Here is a 16,119-nt window from a genome sequence, read left to right as displayed (position 1 = left end):
TCAGGCCGCGCCGAACGCCGAGAACGCCCACCCGGTGGCCCGGTGCACCGCGTCGTCCGGCAGCGAGGCCCGCGCGTCGCGCAGGGCCTGGGCCAGGGACAGCCCCGCGTCGAGCCCCTTGTGCAGCGCGAGCATCAGAGGCACCACCGCGGCGTCGTTGACGGGCGCGCTGCACGCCACCACCCCCGCAGTGCCGAGCGGCAGCAACGCCGTGACCAGACCCAGGAGTTCGTCGGCCCCCACATTGGCGAACCGCGCGGTGTCGCAGCAGGACAGGATGATCCGGTACGGGCTGCGGTCGAGCCGCTCGAAGTCGTGCACGATCAACGGCCCGTCGGCCATCCGCAGCGAGGAGAACAGCGGACCGTCCGCGCGGAACTCGCCGTGCGCGGCGATGTGCGCCAGCTCGGCCCCGTCCAGTTCCTCCAGTACCCGCTCCACCCTCGCGTCGTCCTCCTCCAGGACCCTCGCCCCGCCGTACCGGCCGGCGAGCTCCGGCACCTCCGCGCCGCCCGTCGCGAGCCCGGGACCGCGCACCAGCACCTGGCGGCCACCGGGCGGCGGCGCGGTCTCCCGCGCGCGCAGCCACCCGCTCGCCGACGGCGACACGCTGAGCACCCGGTCCCGCAGCGACGGCAGCAGCGCCCACGGCACCCGGTGCAGCCGCCCCGGCGGAACGACCACCAGCGCACCGGGGCCCAGATGCGCCGCCGCCGGACCCAGCAACAACTCCTCCAGACGCCGGCCCGCCGCCTCCACCACCGGCAGCCGCGCCTGAGCCCCCGGATGGGCGAGGCGCCGCAGCCCGGCCTGCACATGCTCGGCCTCGGTCTCCGCCGCGGCCAGCAGGCCCGCCTGGAACCGCCGTACCCGCCCCTGCCCGCACAGCAGCACCTGCACCCGCCCGTCGAGCACGGCGAGTTCCACCAGCTGGACGTCACCGCTGTCGCTCAGCCGCCGCAGCAGCCTGCCCACGTCGAACCGGCCCCCGACGTCGAACCGGCCCCGGCCGTCGGTCGCCGTACCGCGCATATGCAGGGTGCGGGAGCGGATCTCCCGTTCCAGGCGCCGCTGTTCCCGCTCCAGCGCCGGCACGGCCCTGCCGTCCATCCGGGCCTCCTCCGCGCGGGCGGCGATCTCCCGGTAGGCGGTCATGCCGCTGAGCAGCACCGGGTCAGCGGGCGGCCGGGTGGGCGGCGTGGACAGCGCGGTGGCCCGCCAGCGTTCGCTCCACACCAGCAGCCGCCGCGGCCCGCCCGAGACCAGGCTCGCCCGCTGAGCCAGAGCGGCCAGTTCCGCGCCCTGCGCGGTGGCACGCGCCCGAAGCTCCGACGCGCCCAGCGTCATCCGGTGGTCGTCGAGCACGTCGAGCCCCCGACGGCAGGCCTCCAGGACACCCCGCGCGGACCCGGCCGCCTGCGCCCGCAACGCCTGCGCGGCCCAGCCCGTCAGCCGCGCGAGCGGAGGCCCGCTGCGTCTGCTGCGGGCGGCGACCGCGAGATGCCGCTCGGCGTCCGCCGTCCAGCCGAGGTCCAGCGCGATCCGGCCCGCGAGCAGGGACGCCTCCGGCGCCGCCGGCGCGCCCAGGGAGGCCAGCCGGTCGGCCACCGTCGCCGCCTCCGCGACCAGCCGTCCCGAACCGCGCCCGGCCGCGTGCCGCGCCTCGATCAGCACCAGCCGCGCGTGCGTTTCCCACCAGGTGCGCCGTTGCCCCGCGAACAGCCGTACGGCGAGCGCCGCACGGGCGATCGCCGTCTGCGGGTCGTCCGCCAGCCGGGCGGCCCGCGCGGCGGCCAGCAACAGCTCCGCCTTGCGGGTGGACTGGCCGCCGATCCCGTCGAGCGCCTTGACCGCCGCGTCCGCCCCCGCCAGAGCCTCGGACGGCAGTCCCGCCGCCAGCAGCACCTCGCAGCGCCGGATGTCGAGCATGAACGTCGGCGTGCCGAGCTTGGCGTAGCGCTCCTCCGCCTCGTCGAACAGCCTGAGCGCCGCCGGGACGTCACCGGAACGGAACGCGGCAAGACCCCGGCTCTCCACCGCGTCCGCCTTGTCGTGTTCCTGGCCCGTGGTGTCCCACAGCGCCTCCGCCGCGGTGAAGTCGGCGTTCGCCTGCTTCACCGCCCCCAGCGCCAGATGCACCGTCGCGCGCAGAGTCAGGGCGCGCGCCGTCCAGATCACGTCGTCCGCCTGCCGCAGCACAGTGATGGCCCGCCGTACGTCCTCCAGCGCCTCCTTGTGATGTCCCAGCACCCACCACGAATAGGCACGCCGGAACAGCACACGCGCGCGTGTGTGCCCGCTGCCGCGCTCGACTCCACGACCCAGGGCGTCCAGGCCCTGCCGGGTGCGCCCCGCGTGCACCAGTGCCACCCCGAGGGTGCCCAGGACGTCCGCCTCCCGCTCGGCCGAGTCCGCGCGCGCCGCCCAGTCCCGGGCCCGCCGCAGATGGGTCAGAGCCAGCCGCATGTCGCCGAAGTCCCGCTGCCAGATGCCGATCACCTGGTGGGCGACGGACGCGTGCAGCGGCGGGGGGCGGTCGCCCAGCACCTTTTCCGCCCTCGCCAGGGCTTCGCCCGGGTCGGCGAAGACCATCGGCAGCAGTTCCAGCACCGGTTCGCTTCCCGCTGTCACCTCATGGATGGTAGTGCTCCGCAACCGTGCCTCACAGGTGCGATGTTGTATCAAACGGCCGCCCCACGACTCTGATTCACGACGCGCCGTTCTCCGGCAGCCCGGCCGGACACCGGCACCACCCGACATCCGCACCGTTCTACGGCAGCTTCGTTCTATGGCATCTCCGTTCTACGACAGCACCGTCCTACGACGACAGCACCGCTCTACGACAGCTTCCGCGGCCCCGGCCGCCATCGCCCCGGTGGAGGACACGCCATGGCACCACAGCGATTCCGTGAGCAGTACGACCAGATCCAGCGCTCCATGCCCGACGTCCCCCTGGCGGTCGGCCCGGACGACGCGGGAGAGTTCCTCTACGAGAAGGGCGTCGTGCTCGCCCGCGACGGCGAGGAGGCGCGCCTCGTCGAGGACACCGTGCGCCGGCACTTCACCACGTTCGCGGGCCTGACCGCCGACCATGTGCGCCGGACGAGCCCGGAGACCAACCGCTCGGGCATCACACGCATCCGGGTCGCCGACCCCGGGCAGGGCGACGGCAGCGGCGACCCCGCCGTCGCGGGCGCCCTGCGCGCCCTGCGGGAGCCGGAGGGCCGCACCGGCCGCAGGCTGGTCAGCCGCAACCACGTGGTGTCGATCGCGGTCAACGCCTGCCCCGGCGACGAGCCCGTACCCGTGGAGGCCGGCGCGCAGCCCAACCCGGCCGTCGCCGACGGCGCCCACACCCCGGCCGGTGCCGTAGGAGTCCTCGTCATCGACACCGGCCTCATGAACGACTACCGCTCCTACCCGCTCCTCGCCCACACCCGGGGCGACGCCCAGGTCGAGGAGTGCGGGGACGACGGCATCCTGAGGCAGTACTGCGGCCACGGCACGTTCATCGCGGGGCTCGTCGCGGCCGTCGCCCCCAACACCGACATCACCGTCCGCGGCACCCTGAACGACGCCGGCGCCATCCTGGAGTCCGAGTTCGGCGAGAAGCTGTTCGAGGCCGTCGACCAGGGCGGCTGGCCCGACATCCTCAGCCTCTCCGCCGGCACCTCCAACGGCCGCACCGACGGACTGCTCGGCGTCGACGCCTTCATGCAGGAACTCCGTCAGCAGCGCACCCTGCTGGTCGCATGCGCCGGCAACAACTCCAGCGCCACCCCGTTCTGGCCCGCCGCCTACGCCGACCTCCCCGGCTTCGAGAACGCCGTCCTGTCGATCGGTGCTCTGCGCGGCGACGGCGAGTTCGGCGCCTGCTTCAGCAACCACGGCGCCTGGGTGAAGGCCTACGCTCCCGGCGAGCGCCTCACCAGCGCGCTCACCGGCTTCGACACCCCCGTGCCGTACGTGTATCAGCACTCCACCTACGATGCCTGCCGCTACGGCTTCGACTACGCCTGCACCTGCCGGCACCCCCGGCACGCCGGCGTCCTGAGCGAGGAGGGCGGCTCCGGCAAGCCGGACCAGGTGATGTTCGAGGGCCTCGCCCAATGGAGCGGTACCTCGTTCGCCACGCCTGTCGCCGTCGGCATGGTCGCCGCCCACATGACCGCGCGGGCCGAGACCGACCCGCGCAAGGCCCGGACGCAGCTGATGGACGGGAACAGGGAGGTCGCCGAGGTGCGCGGAGCAAACGTACCGGCACTCATACCGGCCACCTGGAGTCCCACGCCGGTCGCGCTCCCCTCCACCCGGACATGAGGTGCGGAACCGCCCCCTCCACGGCGTACGATGACTTGCCGTACACGAGGGGTGGGGCAGTGGACCGTAGTGATGTCGGCGCGTTGGTCCAGTCCGCCGCTGGCGGTGACGCGGCGGCCTGGAAGTCGATCGTGGAGGGGCTGGGCCCTCTGGTGTGGTCCGTGGTGCGCGCCCACCGGCTCGCCGACGCCGACGCGCACGAGGTCTACCAGACGGTGTGGTTCCGCTTCGCCCAGAATCTGGGGCGGATCCGTGAACCGGAGAAGACGGGCGCCTGGCTGGCCAGCACGGCGCGGCACGAGTGCCTGAAGGTGCTCAGGAACGCGCGCCGGCTGACACTGACGGACGACCCGCAGCTCCTGGACCGGGTCAGCGAGGACGGCACACCGGAGCAGTCGCTGCTGGAGGCGGAGGAAGCCGCCGCCCAGAGCGAACGGGTACGGCGGATGTGGCAGGAGTTCGAGGAACTCGGCGACCGGTGCAGGCAGTTGCTGCGCGTGCTGATCGCCTCGCCGCCGCCGAGCTATCAGGAGGTGTCCGCCGCGCTCGGTATCGCGGTGGGCAGTATCGGGCCCCTGCGCCAGCGCTGTCTGCGCCGGCTGCGGGCCCGGCTCGAGGCACGGGGGGCGATGTGAACGGCATGGACGGTACGGACGGCCCGGACGGTATGCGCGACGGCATGGACGACGACCTCGACGACGGCGCGTTCGACGAGCACGCCGGGACGGCGGAGTCCGTCGGCGGCGATGTCGACGCCGACCTGCTGGAGGAGGAACTCCGGCAGGCCGCCGCCGTCCTGGACCCGCTGCCGCCGGCGCTGCTGCAGATCGCCGTGGACGCCTACGCCCTGCACGACCTGGACACCAAGGTGGCCGAGCTGAGCTTCGACTCGCTGGTCGACGCCATCCCGGTCAGAGGGGCCGAGGCCCCGCCGCGGATGCTCACCTTCAGTGTGGGCGAGGTGACCGTGGACGTCGAGGTGACCGCGCACGGCCTGATGGGGCAACTGATGCCGCCCCAGCCGGCCCGGATCGAGGTGCTGGGCGGACCCCAGCCGGGCTCCTCCCTCACCGCCGACGACATGGGCCGTTTCGCCGGCGCCGCCCCGCCCTCCGGCCCGTTCGCCCTGCGCCTGCGGACCGCGGGGGACATGGTCGAGACGGAGTGGCTGCGCACCTGACCCGTGTCCCGGGCCGGGCGCAGCGCGCTACGCCCGGGTGACGGGAAGGGCACCCGGTCAGCGCGACACGGCCTCCACCAGGGTCCGGAGAGCCGAGGCGAGGTCCCACAGGCCCGGGCCCGCGGGGCCGCCCGGCTCGGTCATGTACGTGTCCCTGCGGATCTCCACCATCAGCGCCGTCACCTCCGCCCGCTTCTCGTAGAACTCCAGCGGCACGTACGTCCCGGCGAAGGGGCTGTCGAGTCCCGTCTCCCCGCAGGAAGCAAACGCCTCGCGGGCCGCGTCGAGCAGACCGGCCGGCGTGTGGAAGGCGTCAGTGCCCAGACAGACCGGCGGGCGCGGGCCCACGCCGTGGAGTTCGTAGGGCAGGGGCGCGGTGGGGTAGGAGTGGACATCGATGATCACGGCCCGCCCGGTGGCCGCCAGACGGTCCGCCACCGCCTGGGTCATGGCCTGTGCGTACGGACGGAAGTACCGCTCGATCAGTGGCCCGTGGTCGAACCCGTCGGGCCGCAGCGCCTCCTTGTGCGTGGTCCTGGTGTAGACCGCGCCCATCCCGGACGCCAGCATCTCCTCGCGCTCGTCCGGGAACCGCTCGGGGTCGATCACCAGCCGGGACAGCCCGTTCACGAACCGCCACGGAGTGATCCCGGCCGCCTCGGCGGCGGCCTCGGCGATCGCGGCGGTGTGCGCGTCGGTGATGTGGTCCAGCTCCCGCTCCAGCTCCGCGTCGCCCAGCACGATCCCGGACCGCACCTCGGCCGGTATCTCCCGCGAGGAGTGCGGCACATGGAGGATCACGGGGGAGTCCCCGGCTCCGGGGAGGAGATCGTAGGACTGCGGGGTGTCGGCCATCAGGCTGCTCCAGGAGGGTTCGTCAGTGGTGCACGGCGTGATCAAGGTGCCACACACCACTGACAACACGTCGAGACCGGGGGCCGCCGTGCCGACTACCCCAGCAACTCGCGGATCAGTGCGCCGACCTGTTCCGTCTCGAGGAGGAAACCGTCGTGTCCGTAGGGCGACTCCACCACTCTGAGCCGGTCGGCACCGGGAAGGTGCGCGGCCAGCTCGGCCTGCTGGGACAGCGGATAGAGACGGTCCGAGTCGACCCCGGCCACCAGCGCGGGCGCGGTCACCCGGCGCAGGGCCGCAGGGACGCCACCCCTGCCGCGTCCCACGTCGTGGCCGTTCATCGCCTCCGTCAACACCACGTAGCTGCCCGCGTCGAACCTCCGGACGAGCTTGACCGCGTGGTGGTCGAGGTACGACTCGACCTGGTACCGGCCGCCGCGCCACGGATCCTCCGCTCCCTGCGGCTCCCGGCCGAACCGGGCCGACAGTTCCGGCTCGCTCCGGTAGGTGACGTGGGCGATGCGGCGGGCGATCCCCAGTCCGGCGTGCGGGCCCCGGTCGGTGTCGTGGTAGTCGCCGCCGCGCCAGTGCGGATCACTGCGAATGGCGTGCATCTGGAGGGTGGACCAGGCGATCTGCTCGCCACTCGCGGCCGCCGCGGTGGCGAGCAGCAGTAGTGCCCCCGTGCGTTCCGGATGCGTCACCGCCCACTCCACGGCACGCATCCCGCCCATCGAACCGCCGACGACCAGCGCCCACGTCCCGACGCCGAGCGCGTCCGCCAGCCGGGCCTCGGCGGCGACCTGGTCCCGCTGGGTCAGGTACGGGAAGGCACCGCCCCACCGGCGCCGCCCGCCGGGGCGCGGCGAGGCCGGTCCCGTGCTGCCCTGGCAGCCGCCCAGCACGTTCGGGGCGACGACGAACCAGCGGTCGGTGTCGAGGGCCAGGCCGGGCCCGATCAACCCGTCCCACCAGCCCGCCGTGGGATGACCGGGGCCGGCCGGTCCGGCCGCATGGCTGTCCCCGGTGAGCGCGTGCAGCACCAGGACGGCATTGGATCCGTCCGGCGCAAGCCGCCCCCAGGTCTCGAACGCCAATTCCACACCGGGGAGTTCACCGCCCGCCTCCAGCGGCAGCGGCGTACCGAGGGCATGCCATTGACGCCGTCCGGGCGGGTCCCCCTCCTGCCAGGCCCCGGTGGCCGACGGGAGGGGAACCGATGTTCCGGAGGCTGCGAAGGCGCTCAGGGGGCACCCTTGGCCGCGCGGAAACCGGACTCCAGGTCGGCCGTGAGGTCGACGAGGCTCTCGATGCCGACCGAGAGCCGTACCAGACCCGGCGCGGTGCCGGTCGCCTCGAGCTGCTCCTCGTCCAGCTGGCTGTGGGTGGTGGACGCCGGGTGGATGATCAGGCTGCGCACATCACCGATGTTGGCGAGGTGGCTGAACAGCTCCACACCGTCCACGAACCGCTTGCCCGCTTCGACACCGCCCTTCAGTTCGAAGGAGAACACCGCGCCGGCACCGCGGGGGAGGTACGTCCGCGCTGCCTCGTGCCAGCGGCTGGACGGCAGGCCCGGGTAGTGCACCACCGCCACCTCGTCACGCTGCTCCAGCCACTCCGCCAGCGCCTGCGCGTTGGCGGACTGCCGCTCCATGCGCAGGCTCAGCGTCTCCACGCCCTGCAGCAGCAGGAAGGCGGAGTGCGGGGCGATGGCCGGTCCGAGGTCGCGCAGCAACTGGACGCGCAGCTTGATCGCGAACGCACCGGGTCCGAGCGCCGGCCAGTAGCGCAGGCCGTGGTAGCTGGGGTCGGGTTCGGTGAAGTCCGGGAACCGCTCGGCGTGCGCGCCGAAGTCGAAGGTGCCGCCGTCCACGACCACGCCGCCGAGCGTGGTGCCGTGCCCGCCGAGGAACTTCGTCGCCGAGTGCACCACGATGTCCGCGCCGTGCTCGAGCGGGCGCAGCAGATAGGGCGTGGGAATCGTGTTGTCCACGACCAGCGGCACGCCCGCCCCGTGCGCCGCGTCCGCGACCGCCCGCACGTCGAGCACGTTGCCCCGCGGATTGCCCAGCGTCTCGGCGAAGAACGCCTTGGTGTTCGGCCGGACGGCCGCCCGCCAGGCATCGGCGTCGTCGGGATCGTCGACGAAGGACACCTCGATGCCGAACTTCGGCAGGGTGTGCCGGAAGAGGTTGTACGTTCCGCCGTACAGCGAGGAGGCCGAGACGATGTGGTCGCCGGTCCCGGCGAGTGTCAGGAGGGCCAGCGTCTGCGCGGCCTGCCCCGAGGACAGCGCCACCGCCGCCACACCGCCCTCCAGGGCGGCGACGCGCTGCTCGAAGACGTCCTGGGTGGGGTTGTGGATGCGGGTGTAGATGTTCCCCGGCTCCGCCAGCGAGAAAAGGTCGGCCGCGTGCTGGGTGTCCCGGAACACGAACGAGGACGTCTGGTAGATCGGCGTGGCCCGGGCCCCGGTCGTGGGATCGGGCTCGGCGCCGGCGTGGATCTGCTTCGTCTCGAACGACCAGGCCGACATGTCGGGACCGGTGGACGTCTCCTCGGGAGTGTGACCGGCGGGGACGGGTTCGGTGGGCTGGCTCACGGTGTGCTCCTCGTGCGCAGTGCGGGCGCGGACGACGGGTGGGCGTGCGGATCCGCGGACGTACCTGTGGGGTGCGGGGGCGTGCCGGATGTCCCTGGGGATCAGGGCGTCGGGAAGGACCACGTGCCGACGTGGGTGTCGGCTTCTCGCGCGACACGCCGTAGTGGTGACACGTGCGCGGTGGCAGCGCGTCACCAGCTCGATACTACGACGAGGGGAGCTGAAAATGAGATGGCGTCTCAGTAGGTGGTCGGTCTCTTCACGCGGCATTCACGAACGTGATGTGACCGGGGCACGGCCCGCCGGCCGGGCCGGCGCCGAACACGGCTCCGCCCCGGCCGGGCGTCATGCCGACCGGGGCGGAGCCAGTGGATCCTTTGCCTGCTCGCGTCAGCTCAGCGACGCGAGCGCCTCGTTCCACGTCACGGACGGACGCATGACCGCGGCTGCCTTGGCCGGGTCGGGCTGGTAGTAGCCGCCGATCTCGACCGGCTCGCCCTGGACGGCGATCAGCTCGCCGACGATCTTCTGCTCGTTCGTGGCGAGGGTCTCGGCGAGCGGGGCGAAGGCCTTCGCCAGGTCGGCGTCCTCGGTCTGCCCGGCCAGCTCCTGCGCCCAGTACAGGGACAGGAAGAAGTGGCTGCCGCGGTTGTCGATGCCGCCGAGGCGACGGCTCGGGGACTTGTCCTCGTTGAGGAAGGTCGCCGTGGCACGGTCGAGCGCGTCGGCGAGGACCTTGGCGCGGGTGTTGCCGGTGGTCTCGGCGAACTGCTCCAGGGACGGCACCAGGGCGAAGAACTCGCCCAGGGAGTCCCAACGCAGGTAGTTCTCCTTGACCAGCTGCTGCACGTGCTTGGGCGCGGAACCGCCCGCGCCCGTCTCGAACAGGCCGCCGCCCGCCATCAGCGGGACGACCGACAGCATCTTGGCGCTGGTGCCCAGCTCCAGGATCGGGAACAGGTCGGTGAGGTAGTCGCGCAGCACGTTGCCGGTGACCGAGATGGTGTCCTCACCGCGGCGGATGCGCTCCACCGACAGCTTGGTGGCCTCGACCGGGTTCAGGACACGGATGTCCAGGCCCTCGGTGTCGTGCTCGGCCAGGTACTGCTCGACCTTGGCGATCAGGTTGGCGTCGTGGGCGCGGGTCTCGTCCAGCCAGAACACGGCCGGGTCGCCGGTGGCGCGGGCGCGGGTGACGGCCAGCTTGACCCAGTCGCGGATCGGCGCGTCCTTGGTCTGGCAGGCGCGGAAGATGTCGCCGGCGGAGACGGCCTGCTCCAGTACGACATCGCCGGCCTGGTCGACCAGGCGGACGGTGCCGGTGACCGGGATCTCGAAGGTCTTGTCGTGGCTGCCGTACTCCTCGGCCTTCTGCGCCATCAGGCCGACGTTGGGGACCGAGCCCATCGTGGACGGGTCGAAGGCGCCGTGGGCGCGGCAGTCCTCGACCACGGCCTGGTAGACACCGGAGTAGCTGGAGTCCGGCAGCACCGCGAGGGTGTCGGCCTCCTGGCCGTCGGGGCCCCACATGTGGCCGGAGGTGCGGATCATGGCCGGCATGGAGGCGTCCACGATGACGTCCGAGGGGACGTGCAGGTTGGTGATGCCCCTGTCGGAGTCGACCATCGCCAGCGCCGGGCCCTCGGCGAGCTCGGCGTCGAAGGACGCCTTGATCTCGGCGCCCTCGGGCAGGCCCTCGAGGCCCTTGTAGATGCCGCCCAGACCGTCGTTCGGGCTGAGGCCGGCCGCGGCGAGCTGCTCGCCGTACTGCGCGAACGTCTTCGGGAAGAAGGCGCGCACCACGTGGCCGAAGACGATCGGGTCGGAGACCTTCATCATCGTGGCCTTCAGGTGCACGGAGAACAGCACACCCTCCTGCTTGGCGCGGGCGACCTGCGCGGTCAGGAACTCGCGCAGCGCGGCGACCCGCATCACGGAGGCGTCGACGACCTCGTCCTTCAGGACGGGTACGGACTCGCGCAGCACCGTGGTGGTGCCGTCGTCGCCGACCAGCTCGATGCGCAGCGCACCGTCCTCGGCGATCACCGCGGACTTCTCGGTGGAGCGGAAGTCGTTCTCGCCCATCGTCGCCACGTCGGTCTTGGACTCGCCGCTCCAGGCACCCATGCGGTGCGGGTGGTTCTTGGCGTAGTTCTTGACCGAGGCGGGGGCGCGGCGGTCGGAGTTGCCCTCACGCAGGACCGGGTTCACGGCGGAACCCTTGATCTTGTCGTAGCGGGCGCGGATCTCGCGCTCCTCGTCGGTCTTCGGGTCGTCCGGGTAGTCCGGCAGCGCGTAGCCCTGGCCCTGGAGCTCGGCGACCGCGGCCTTGAGCTGCGGGATCGACGCCGAGACGTTCGGCAGCTTGATGATGTTGGCCGCGGGGGTCTTCGCCAGCGCGCCGAGCTCGGCGAGGGCGTCCGGGATGCGCTGGTCCTCGGTGAGGTACTCCGGGAACACGGCGATGATGCGTCCGGCCAGCGAGATGTCACGCGTCTCCACGGGGACACCCGCCTGTGAGGCGTACGCCCGGACCACCGGCAGGAACGAATACGTCGCCAGTGCGGGGGCCTCGTCAGTGTGCGTATAGATGATGGTCGAGTCAGTCACCGGGTGCTCCGCTCCACGTCTGCAACATTGCTCGACATCAAGATATCCCGTACGCGTCCTGAGCTCGACAGGGGTCCGGACCGCATGGGGGCCGATCGTGTCGGGCCCCATGGGTTTCGGCCCCCGGAGGCGGCCGCCCCGCCCCGCCCACCGCGGTCCGCGGCGGACCGCCGCGGACCGGCCTGTCCGCCGTACGTCAGACCGGGCGGGACGCCGTCATGTCGCCCGGCTCCGGCTCGGTGCCGCGCTGCTGCGGGAACACCACCGAGCCCTGCTGCAACGCCACCGTCCGCGCGGGCGACGGAATGCGGATGCCCTCCTCGCGGTAGCGCCGGTGCAGGCGCTTGATGAACTCGTGCTTGATCCGGTACTGGTCGCTGAACTCGCCGACGCCGAGGATCACGGTGAACCCGATGCGGGAGTCGCCGAAGGTGTGGAAACGCACCGCCGGCTCGTGCTCCGGGAGGGCTCCGGTGATCTCCGTCATCACCTCGGTGACCACTTCCCTGGTCACCTGCTCGACCTGCTCCAGGTCGCTGTCGTACGACACCCCGGCCTGCACCAGGATGGTCAGCTCCTGCTCGGGACGCATGAAGTTGGTCATGTTCGTCTTCGCGAGCTGCCCGTTGGGGATGACCACCAGGTTGTTGGAGAGCGCGCGGACCGTCGTCTGACGCCAGTTGATGTCCTCGACGTAGCCCTCCTCGCCGCTGCTCAGCCGGATGTAGTCACCGGGCTGGACGGTCTTGGAGGCGAGGATGTGGATGCCCGCGAACAGGTTGGCGAGCGTGTCCTGGAGCGCCAGCGCGACCGCCAGACCGCCGACGCCGAGAGCGGTGAGCATCGGGGCGATGGAGATGCCCAGCGTCTGGAGCACCACCAGGAAGCCGATCGCCAGGACCAGGATGCGGGTGATGTTCATGAAGATCGTGGCGGAGCCGGCGACGCCGGACCGGGCCTGGGTCACCGACTGCACCAGGCCGGCCACCACCCGCGACACCGACAACGTCGCCGCGAAGATGACCAGCACCGTCAGCGTCTGGTTGACGTTGTGCTGCACGGTCCGGGTCAGTGGCAGCGTGGCCGCCGCGGACGCGGCGCCGCCCGCGAGGGCCGCCCACGGCGCGATCATGCGCAGGGCGTCCACGGCGACGTCGTCGCCGCGCCACTGGGTCCGGTCCGCGTGCCGGCCCAGCCAGCGCAGCAGCATGCGCAGCAGGAACGCCGCGACCAGGCCCGCGGCGACCGCGATACCGGCGAACAGCACATCGTTCATGGTGAGCGCGCGCGTCATCGCTCACCTCCGGCAGATGCCCTTGCAATGGGGCGTATGTGATGTCGTGTCACGTCTCGTCACCTGCTCGCGTTCGGGGGTGCCCGGGAGGGCGAGGCCCGGGAGGGTGCGGCCCGGGAGGGTGTGCCGTGCCGAACCGGCCGGAGGTCGGCACGATTGCTCATCCTGCCGTATCCGGCAGGGCAGTTCGTACCACGCCGGGGCCGGGAGGTGCCCTGCTGCCGCCCTGGTCAGATCACCTTCAGCCGTACCAGTGCGCCCAGTGTCAGAGCGCCGGGCAGCAACGGCAGCCACACCGTGACGACCCGGAACGCCAGCACCACCGCCGTGGCCACCGCGGCCGCCCCGCCCACCGCGACCAGCGCGACGATCAGGGCGGCCTCCACCGAACCGAGCCCGCCCGGTGTGGGCACCAGCGCGACCGCGACGGTCGCCGCGAGATACGCCACCGCCATGTGGGCGACCGGCACCGACAGCCCCAGCGCCAGCCCCACCAAAATCAGCGACGCCGTCTGCAACGCCGGGAACGCGAGCGCACCGCCCCACAGCGCCAGCGCCCTCGACGGCCGGGTGTGCACCGACCGGGCCTCGCCGAGTGCCGTCCGCAGGAAGGAGACCACGGCCGTCCGTACCCGCCGTACGAGCGCGAGCACGGCCGCCGCGACGACCAGCACCGCGCCGAGCGCGAGCAGCAGAGGGCCCAACGCGCCCTCGGGCAGCAGGGATCCGGGACGCAGCACGTCCGGGAACGCGACGAGCAGCGCGCCCAGCAGGGCCACCCGGCCGATGGACTCCGCCAGCAGATACAGCGCGAGGGCGGCCGAGGAACGGGTCAGGGACAGCCCGCACACCGTCATGAACCGCAGGTTGACCGCGCTCGCGCCCAGCCCCGTCGGCAGTAGATGGTTGGCCGCGCCCGCCGCGAACTGCGTGGCCAGCAGCCGTCGCGCGGGGAGCCGTTCGAGGACCGCGCCCTGCCGGGTGCACGCGGCGGCCCCCCAGGTCAGACAGGTCGTGCCGGCCGCGGCCAGCAGCCAGGGCCATCGCGCGGTGCCCAGATGGACGAAGCCGTCGGCGAGCACCGACCGCTGCCGCACCGCGACCACGGTCACGAGCAGCAGGGGAAGGACGTACAGGATCCTGCGGATGGTCCGCGTCACATCAAGGAAGCCTTTCCGCCCCGCGCCAACTGCGGGTGGCGGCAGGCCGGACGGCGGCTTACGGCTGGGCAGCGGCTGTCGGCGCGTCATACGGACCTCGAATGCCCCGAACGGGCGGCGGGCCTTGACCTCAACAATGCTTGAGGCTCTACCTTCTCCGGCATGAGCATGGAGACCACCGCCTGGACCCAGTTGCGCAGCGTCATGAATGCGGAGGAGGAACGCCGCCCCTTCGCGCGGGAAACGCTACGCCGCATCGCGGGATTCGCCCGCCCGCACCGCCGCCGCATGACCCTCTTCGTCCTGCTCGGAGCCGGCACCGCGCTGCTCGCCGTCGCCACCCCCGTCCTGGCCGGACGCGTCGTCGACACCATCGTGTCCGACGGCGACTCGGCCACGGTCGTCCGGCTGGCCCTGCTCATCGCACTGATCGCGGTGGTGGAGGCGGCCCTCGGCATCCTCGGCCGGAGGCTGTCGGCGTCCCTCGGCGAGGAACTCATCCTCGATCTGCGGACCGCCGTCTTCGACCATGTGCAGCGGATGCCGGTCGCGTTCTTCACACGTACTCGTACGGGCGCGCTCGTCTCCCGTCTCAACAACGACGTGATCGGCGCCCAGCGGGCCTTCAGCAACACCCTGTCCACCGTGGTCGGCAACGTCGTCACGCTGGTGCTCGCCCTGGCCGTGATGCTCACCCTGTCCTGGCGGATCACCCTGCTCGCCCTGGTGCTGCTGCCGGTGTTCGTGATCCCCGCCCGGCGCATGGGCCGCCGCATGGCCGGAATGCAGCGTGAGGCCGCCGCCCTGAACGCGGCCATGGGCACCCGGATGACCGAGCGCTTCTCGGCGCCCGGCGCCACCCTGGTCAAACTCTTCGGCCGCCCGCAGGAGGAGTCGCAGGAGTTCGCGGTGCGCGCCCGCCGGGTCCGGGACATCGGCGTACGGACGGCCACCGCCCAGACCGTGTTCATCACCGCGCTCACCCTCGTCTCCGCGCTCGCCCTGGCCCTCGTCTACGGCATCGGCGGCCACCTCGCCCTGCGCGGCGCCCTGGAGCCCGGCGCGGTCGTGTCCCTGGCCCTGCTGCTGACCCGCCTGTACGCGCCGCTGACCTCCCTCGCCGGGGCGCGGGTGGAGGTGATGAGCGCCCTGGTCAGCTTCGAGCGGGTCTTCGAGGTGCTGGACCTGGAGCCGCTCATCGAGGAGAAGCCGGACGCCCGCGCCGTGCCCGACGGCCCGGTCTCCGTGGAGTTCGACGACGTCCGCTTCGGCTACCCGTCCGCCGACAAGGTCTCCCTCGCCTCCCTGGAGGAGGTCGCCGCCCTGGACACGCACGGCTCCGCCGAGGTTCTGCACGGCATCTCCTTCCGCGCCGAACCCGGGCAGACCGTGGCCCTCGTCGGCTCCTCCGGCGCCGGCAAGTCGACCATCGCGCAGCTGCTGCCGCGCCTCTACGACGTCGACTCGGGCGCGGTGCGGGTGGGCGGCGTCGACGTCCGGGACCTGACCGCGGGATCACTGCGCGACACCCTCGGCATGGTCACCCAGGACGGCCATCTCTTCCACGACACCGTCCGCGCCAACCTGCTCCTGGCCGGGCCCGGGGCGAGCGAGCCCGAACTGTGGGACGCGCTGCGCCGCGCCCGTCTGGACGGACTCGTCCGCTCCCTGCCCGACGGCCTGGACACGGTGGTCGGGGAGCGCGGCTACCGCTTCTCCGGCGGTGAGCGCCAGCGCATGACCATCGCCCGGCTGCTCCTCGCCCGGCAGCGGGTCGTCCTCCTCGACGAGGCCACCGCCCATCTGGACAACACCTCCGAGGCGGCCGTCCAGGAAGCGCTCGCGGAAGCCCTGGAGGGCAGGACGGCCATCGTCATCGCGCACCGGCTGTCCACCGTCCGGGCCGCGGACCAGATCCTGGTCGTCGAGGCCGGCCGGATCGTGGAACGGGGCACGCACGAGGAACTGCTGGCGGCCGACGGCCGCTACACCGCACTGCACCGCGCCCAGTTCGCCCCCCGGCCGACGGACCACGACCACGACCGGGACCACGACCGCAGCGCACCGGCGGCAGCGTAGCCCTCTCCCTGGCAGC

General features: G+C 72.4%; 11 protein-coding genes. 4 read left to right on the top strand and 7 right to left on the bottom strand.

What is annotated here, in order from left to right; genetic code table 11:
- The gene (locus ACFYQA_RS08165) at nucleotides 1–2,592 is read right to left on the bottom strand and encodes a CHAT domain-containing protein (protein WP_388913617.1); all 2,592 of its coding nucleotides are present in this window, start codon (nucleotides 2,590–2,592) and stop codon (nucleotides 1–3) included.
- A gap of 297 nt (nucleotides 2,593–2,889) precedes the next feature.
- Here ACFYQA_RS08165 and ACFYQA_RS08160 point away from each other — a divergent pair, with 297 nt between their 5' ends.
- From ACFYQA_RS08160 to ACFYQA_RS08150, 3 genes are read left to right on the top strand one after another with little or no spacing between them, the layout of a single operon-like run.
- A complete protein-coding gene (locus ACFYQA_RS08160; RefSeq protein ID WP_388913239.1) occupies nucleotides 2,890–4,320 on the top strand; it encodes a S8/S53 family peptidase in 1,431 nt (476 codons plus the stop codon).
- A gap of 59 nt (nucleotides 4,321–4,379) precedes the next feature.
- A complete protein-coding gene (locus ACFYQA_RS08155) occupies nucleotides 4,380–4,955 on the top strand; it encodes an RNA polymerase sigma factor (RefSeq protein ID WP_388913236.1) in 576 nt (191 codons plus the stop codon).
- Nucleotides 4,956–4,999: 44 nt separating this feature from the next.
- Complete coding sequence (locus ACFYQA_RS08150) at nucleotides 5,000–5,500, top strand: hypothetical protein (protein ID WP_388913614.1); 501 nt, start codon at nucleotides 5,000–5,002, stop codon at nucleotides 5,498–5,500.
- A 57-nt stretch (nucleotides 5,501–5,557) separates the two neighbouring features.
- On the opposite strand, the gene ACFYQA_RS08145 is transcribed toward ACFYQA_RS08150, so the two are convergent.
- From ACFYQA_RS08145 to ACFYQA_RS08120, 6 genes are all read right to left on the bottom strand, one after another.
- The gene (locus ACFYQA_RS08145; RefSeq protein WP_388913233.1) at nucleotides 5,558–6,355 is read right to left on the bottom strand and encodes an N-formylglutamate amidohydrolase; all 798 of its coding nucleotides are present in this window, start codon (nucleotides 6,353–6,355) and stop codon (nucleotides 5,558–5,560) included.
- A gap of 95 nt (nucleotides 6,356–6,450) precedes the next feature.
- Complete coding sequence (locus tag ACFYQA_RS08140) at nucleotides 6,451–7,602, bottom strand: homoserine O-acetyltransferase (protein WP_388913611.1); 1,152 nt, start codon at nucleotides 7,600–7,602, stop codon at nucleotides 6,451–6,453.
- A complete protein-coding gene (locus ACFYQA_RS08135; RefSeq protein WP_388913230.1) occupies nucleotides 7,599–8,960 on the bottom strand; it encodes a bifunctional o-acetylhomoserine/o-acetylserine sulfhydrylase in 1,362 nt (453 codons plus the stop codon). The genes ACFYQA_RS08140 and ACFYQA_RS08135 overlap by 4 nt, the downstream gene beginning before the upstream one ends.
- 390 nt (nucleotides 8,961–9,350) lie before the next feature.
- The gene (locus ACFYQA_RS08130) at nucleotides 9,351–11,570 is read right to left on the bottom strand and encodes an NADP-dependent isocitrate dehydrogenase (protein ID WP_388913227.1); all 2,220 of its coding nucleotides are present in this window, start codon (nucleotides 11,568–11,570) and stop codon (nucleotides 9,351–9,353) included.
- Between the two features lie 196 nt (nucleotides 11,571–11,766).
- Nucleotides 11,767–12,864 carry a mechanosensitive ion channel family protein gene (locus ACFYQA_RS08125; RefSeq protein WP_388913224.1) on the bottom strand — a complete coding sequence of 366 codons (1,098 nt, stop codon included), beginning with the start codon at nucleotides 12,862–12,864 and terminating at the stop codon, nucleotides 11,767–11,769.
- Between the two features lie 230 nt (nucleotides 12,865–13,094).
- Nucleotides 13,095–14,114 carry a YbhN family protein gene (locus ACFYQA_RS08120; protein WP_388913222.1) on the bottom strand — a complete coding sequence of 340 codons (1,020 nt, stop codon included), beginning with the start codon at nucleotides 14,112–14,114 and terminating at the stop codon, nucleotides 13,095–13,097.
- 72 nt (nucleotides 14,115–14,186) lie between these two features.
- Between ACFYQA_RS08120 and ACFYQA_RS08115 the strand changes: the two genes are divergently transcribed.
- Complete coding sequence (locus ACFYQA_RS08115; RefSeq protein WP_388913219.1) at nucleotides 14,187–16,103, top strand: ABC transporter ATP-binding protein; 1,917 nt, start codon at nucleotides 14,187–14,189, stop codon at nucleotides 16,101–16,103.
- The last annotated feature ends 16 nt before the right edge of the window (nucleotides 16,104–16,119 follow it).

The organism is Streptomyces sp. NPDC005774 (assembly GCF_042871645.1).
In the GTDB taxonomy this organism is placed as follows: Bacteria; Actinomycetota; Actinomycetes; order Streptomycetales; family Streptomycetaceae; genus Streptomyces; species Streptomyces pratens.
The sequence above is the reverse complement of the archived record's forward strand: the minus strand, read 5'-3'. Positions and strand labels throughout refer to the sequence as shown.